Below are 4,624 nucleotides of genomic sequence, written 5' to 3'. Positions count from 1 at the left end.
CCAAAACCTCCCCCACACAAATCGCCACCTCCCCACCCTCCGAACGGCTATGCAGCTTGAGGCTTACGGCTTGCCGCTGCTTTTCGGGTAAACTTCCGCATCTTTTGCATGCCTATAACGACTCGCCTGATGCCGACGACTTTTCACGAGATTCCCCGCGAACGTCCTGCCACGCCCCTGCTCGACCGCGCCAGCATGCCGGTCGAGCTGCGGCGGCTGGCCGAGGCCGAGCTGGAAACCCTGGCCGACGAGCTGCGCCAAGACCTGCTCTACACGGTCGGGCAGACCGGAGGGCACTTCGGTGCCGGGCTGGGCGTGGTCGAGCTGACCATTGCCCTGCACTACGTGTTCGATACCCCCGACGACCGCCTGGTCTGGGACGTCGGCCACCAGGCCTACCCGCACAAGATCCTCACCGGCCGCCGCGAGCGCATGCTGACCCTGCGCCAGAAGGACGGCATCGCCGCGTTCCCGCGCCGCGTCGAGAGCGAGTACGACACCTTCGGCGTCGGCCACTCCAGCACCTCGATCAGCGCCGCGCTGGGCATGGCCATCGCCGCCAAGCTGCAAGGCCAGAAGCGCAAGACCGTGGCGGTGATCGGCGATGGCGCGATGACCGCCGGGATGGCCTTCGAGGCGCTCAACCACGCCTCCGACGTGCAGGCCGACATGCTCGTGGTGCTCAACGACAACGACATGTCGATCTCGCGCAATGTCGGCGGGCTGTCCAACTACCTGGCCAAGATCCTCTCCAGCCGCACCTACGCGAGCATGCGCGAGGGCAGCAAGAAGGTGCTCTCGCGCCTGCCCGGCGCCTGGGAAATCGCCCGCAAGACCGAGGAACACGCCAAGGGCATGCTGGTGCCCGGCACGCTGTTCGAGGAACTGGGCTGGAACTACATCGGCCCCATAGACGGCCACGACCTGCCCACGCTCCTGGCGACCCTGCGCAACATGCGCGACCTGGAAGGCCCGCAGTTCCTCCACGTGATCACCAAGAAGGGCAAGGGCTTCGCCCCGGCCGAGGCCGACCCGATCGGCTACCACGCGATCACCAAGCTGGAGCCGATCAACGCCCCGGCCGCCGAGCCGAAGAAGCCCGCCGGGCCGAAATACTCCAACGTGTTCGGCCAGTGGCTGTGCGACATGGCCGCCGCCGACCCGCGCCTGATGGGCATCACCCCGGCGATGAAGGAAGGCTCGGACCTGGTGGCCTTCAGCGAGCGCTTCCCGAAGCGCTACTTCGACGTCGCCATCGCCGAGCAGCACGCCGTCACCCTGGCCGCCGGCATGGCCTGCGAAGGCGCCAAGCCGGTGGTGGCGATCTACTCGACCTTCCTGCAACGCGCCTACGACCAGTTGATTCACGACGTCGCCGTGCAGAACCTCGACGTGCTGTTCGCCATCGACCGCGCCGGCCTGGTCGGCGAGGACGGCCCGACCCACGCCGGCAGCTTCGACCTTTCCTACCTGCGCTGCATCCCCGGCATGCTGGTGATGACCCCCAGCGACGAGAACGAGATGCGCCGCATGCTCACCACCGGCTACCTGTTCGACGGCCCGGCGGCGGTGCGCTACCCGCGCGGCAGTGGCCCCAACGCGCCGATCGACCCGGCCCTGGTGCCGCTGGAGATCGGCAAGGGCGTGATCCGCCGCCAGGGCCACAAGACCGCCCTGCTGGTGTTCGGTGTGCAACTGGCCGACGCGCTCGTGGTCGGCGAAGCGCTCGATGCCACGGTGGTCGACATGCGCTTCGTCAAGCCGCTCGACGAACAACTGGTGCGCGAGCTGGCGGCCAGCCACGAGTTGCTGGTGACCATCGAGGAAAACGCCATCATGGGCGGTGCCGGCAGCGCGGTGGGCGAGTTCCTTGCCGCCGAGGGCCTGCAGAAACCGCTGCTGCACCTCGGCCTGCCGGACTACTACGTCGAGCACGCCAAGCCGGCGCAGATGCTCGCCGAATGCGGCCTGGACGCCGCCGGCATCGAGCGCGCGGTGCGTGCCCGGCTGGAGAAGTCGTAAGGGAAACCACTGCGTCGAAACAAGGCTCCGCCCCTCACCCAAAGGGAGAGGGGGCCGACTGGGGCATTGCCTGACTCGGCACACCCTACGGATATTTGACCCGTAGGAGCGGCCCATGGCCGCGACAACAAGTAAGGAACGCCATGTGGCGTTCGTCGTACCAAGGTTCGCCCGGCAACGGGCGTTAAACGGGAAGCAGGTGAAAGGCCTGCGCTGCCCCCGCAACGGTAAACCGGCCGCCATCCCCACGGATGGCACGCCGTCTCGACAGACCACTGGACGCCCGCGTCCGGGAAGGTGAGACGGTGAGCCGGCAGCCCGGAGACCGGCCTCGGTGCGTTGTGACAGGTGTCGCGGAGGGCGGCGCCGTCAAGCGCCGTGGCCTGTCGCGGCGCTTGTCCCTTGCCCTCCTCGAAAGTCTTTCATTCACTTTTGAGGATCGTCCCGATGAAATTGTCCCGCCTTGCCCTCGCCGTGGCGCTGCTGCCCGGCGCCCAGGCCCTTGCCGAAACCCCGTCGCGCGATGCCGCGCTGAAGCTCGACGACACGGTGATCAGCGCCAACCGCGAAGTCCAGCAGCGCAGCCAGACGTCGGCGGCCACCACCGTGTTCACCCGCGCCGACATCGAGCGCCTGCAGGTGCGCAGCGTCAGCGAACTGCTCGAACGGGTGCCCGGCCTCAGCGTCACCCGCACCGGCGGCGCCGGCAGCCAGACCGGCCTGTTCCTGCGCGGCACCTCCACCGCGCAGACCCTGGTGCTGGTCGACGGCCAGCGCATCGCCGCCGCCTCCAGCGGCACCAGCAGCCTGGAGTTCCTCAGCCCCGAACAGATCGAGCGGGTCGAGGTGGTGCGCGGCGCGCGCTCGGCCATATACGGCTCCGACGCCATCGGCGGGGTGATCCAGATCTTCACCCGCCAGGGCGACGGCCAGGGCCTCAAGCCCTACGCGCGCCTGGCCGCCGGCAGCGACAGCACCTTCGAGCGCAGCGTCGGCCTGTCCGGCGGTGACGGGCGTACCCGCTTCAACCTCGGCGCGGCGCTGAACGAGACCGACGGCATCGACGCCACCCGCGACGGCTTCGGCTCCAACGGTGACGACGACGCCTACCGCAACCGCTCGCTGAGCCTGAACCTGGCGCACCGCATCACCGACGACCTGCAGGTCGGCTTCAGCGTCCTCGACCAGCGCGGCCAGGTGGAGTACGACGACACCTTTACCGGCTCGCTACCGACCACCGACTTCCTGCTCAGCAGCGTGTCGGGCTTCGTCGACGCCCGTTTCAACAGCGTCTGGAGCAGCCGCCTGGAGATCGGCCACAGCGAAGACAAGCGCGACAGTGGCAACGACCAGCCGGGCGGCAGCATCAGCCAGTTCAACACCTACCGCGACTCCGCCAACTGGCTGAACACCCTGGCCCTGACCGACAGCCAGCAACTGCTGCTCGGCCTCGACTGGTACGAGGACCGCCTGCAAGGCACCACCGACTTCGTCGAGGACTCGCGCTGGAACCGCGCCGCCTTCATCCAGCACCGCTACAGCGGCGACGCCTTCTCCACCGAACTGGGCCTGCGCCACGACGACAACCAGCAATTCGGCAACGAGAACACCTGGAACGCGGCGCTGACCCTGCCACTGGATACGGCCAACGACCTGGTCCTGTCCTACAGCGAAGGCTTCCGCGCGCCGACCTTCAACGACCTGTATTTCCCGGATTTCTGCTTCGGCGGCCTGTGCTTCCCCAACGCCAACCCCAACCTCGATCCGGAGAAGTCCAAGAGCTACGAGTTGCAATGGCGCAGCCGCTACAGCGACAGCGGCTCGCTGGAAGTGTCCCTGTACCGCACCGACATCGACGACGCCATCGTCCTCGACGGCAACTTCATCCCGCAGAACGTCCAGACCGTGCGGATCAACGGTTTCGAGGCGGCGCTCAAGCAGGAACTGTTCGGCTGGCAGGGCAACCTCGCCCTCGGCCTGATCGACCCGCGCGACCGCGACACTGGCCACACCCTGCAGCGCCGCGCCAAGCGCACCCTGAGCCTGGACCTCGACCGCGCCTTCGGCGACTTCGCGGTGGGCGCCAGTTGGCGTGCCGTCAGCGGCCGCTACGACGATGCCGACAACAACGTCGAGCTGGGCGGCTACGGCCTGCTCGGCCTGCGCGGAAGCTGGCAGGCCACCCCGGAGCTGGCCCTGGACCTGAAGCTGGAGAACCTGTTCGACAAGGACTACGCGGAAACCACCTACAGCACGCCCAACGGCCGCTTCGGCTACAACACCGAAGGTCGTACCGCGCTGTTCGCGGTGACTTGGACGCCGCAGTTCTAGGGGAAGCGGCACCAAGTCATGAGCAGGCTCGGCGCACAAGCTCTGAGCCGGCTTCTCATCGGTGCGCGCGGCGCACCCTACAAAGGCGGCGGAGTTGCCGGTGTTCCCGGTGCATCCGAGCTACACCGCTTGTCTCCCCTCTCCCTCCGGAGCGGGGCGCGTAGCCAGGGGCCGGGGGTGAGGGGCGGAACCCTCATGCAACCTTGGCCTTTCACAATGCCTCGCCCCGTAGGCTGGGCCGGGTGGCGCTTCGCTTCAGCCACCACATAAG

At 67.8% G+C, this 4,624-nt stretch carries 2 protein-coding genes and 1 riboswitch; both genes read left to right on the top strand.

What is annotated here, in order from left to right; all coding sequences use genetic code 11:
• Window positions 1–129 precede the first annotated feature (129 nt).
• Window positions 130–2,022, top strand: a complete 1,893-nt coding sequence (dxs, locus tag PSEWESI4_RS12570) for a 1-deoxy-D-xylulose-5-phosphate synthase (RefSeq protein WP_187671545.1) — start codon at window positions 130–132, stop codon at window positions 2,020–2,022.
• Window positions 2,023–2,168: 146 nt separating this feature from the next.
• Window positions 2,169–2,370, top strand: a riboswitch (cobalamin riboswitch).
• A 99-nt stretch (window positions 2,371–2,469) separates the two neighbouring features.
• Complete coding sequence (locus tag PSEWESI4_RS12565) at window positions 2,470–4,353, top strand: TonB-dependent receptor domain-containing protein (RefSeq protein ID WP_187671544.1); 1,884 nt, start codon at window positions 2,470–2,472, stop codon at window positions 4,351–4,353.
• Window positions 4,354–4,624 lie beyond the last annotated feature (271 nt).

This window comes from Zestomonas carbonaria (assembly GCF_904061905.1).
Classification (GTDB): Bacteria; Pseudomonadota; Gammaproteobacteria; order Pseudomonadales; family Pseudomonadaceae; genus Aquipseudomonas; species Aquipseudomonas carbonaria.
This window is presented reverse-complemented; position numbering and strand designations above follow the sequence as displayed.

Excerpts from the sequence above, each read along its gene's own strand:
- dxs (WP_187671545.1), top strand. The coding sequence starts at position 130 with ATGCCGACGACTTTTCACGAGATTCCCCGCGAACGTCCTGCCACGCCC.
- PSEWESI4_RS12565 (WP_187671544.1), top strand. The coding sequence starts at position 2,470 with ATGAAATTGTCCCGCCTTGCCCTCGCCGTGGCGCTGCTGCCCGGCGCC.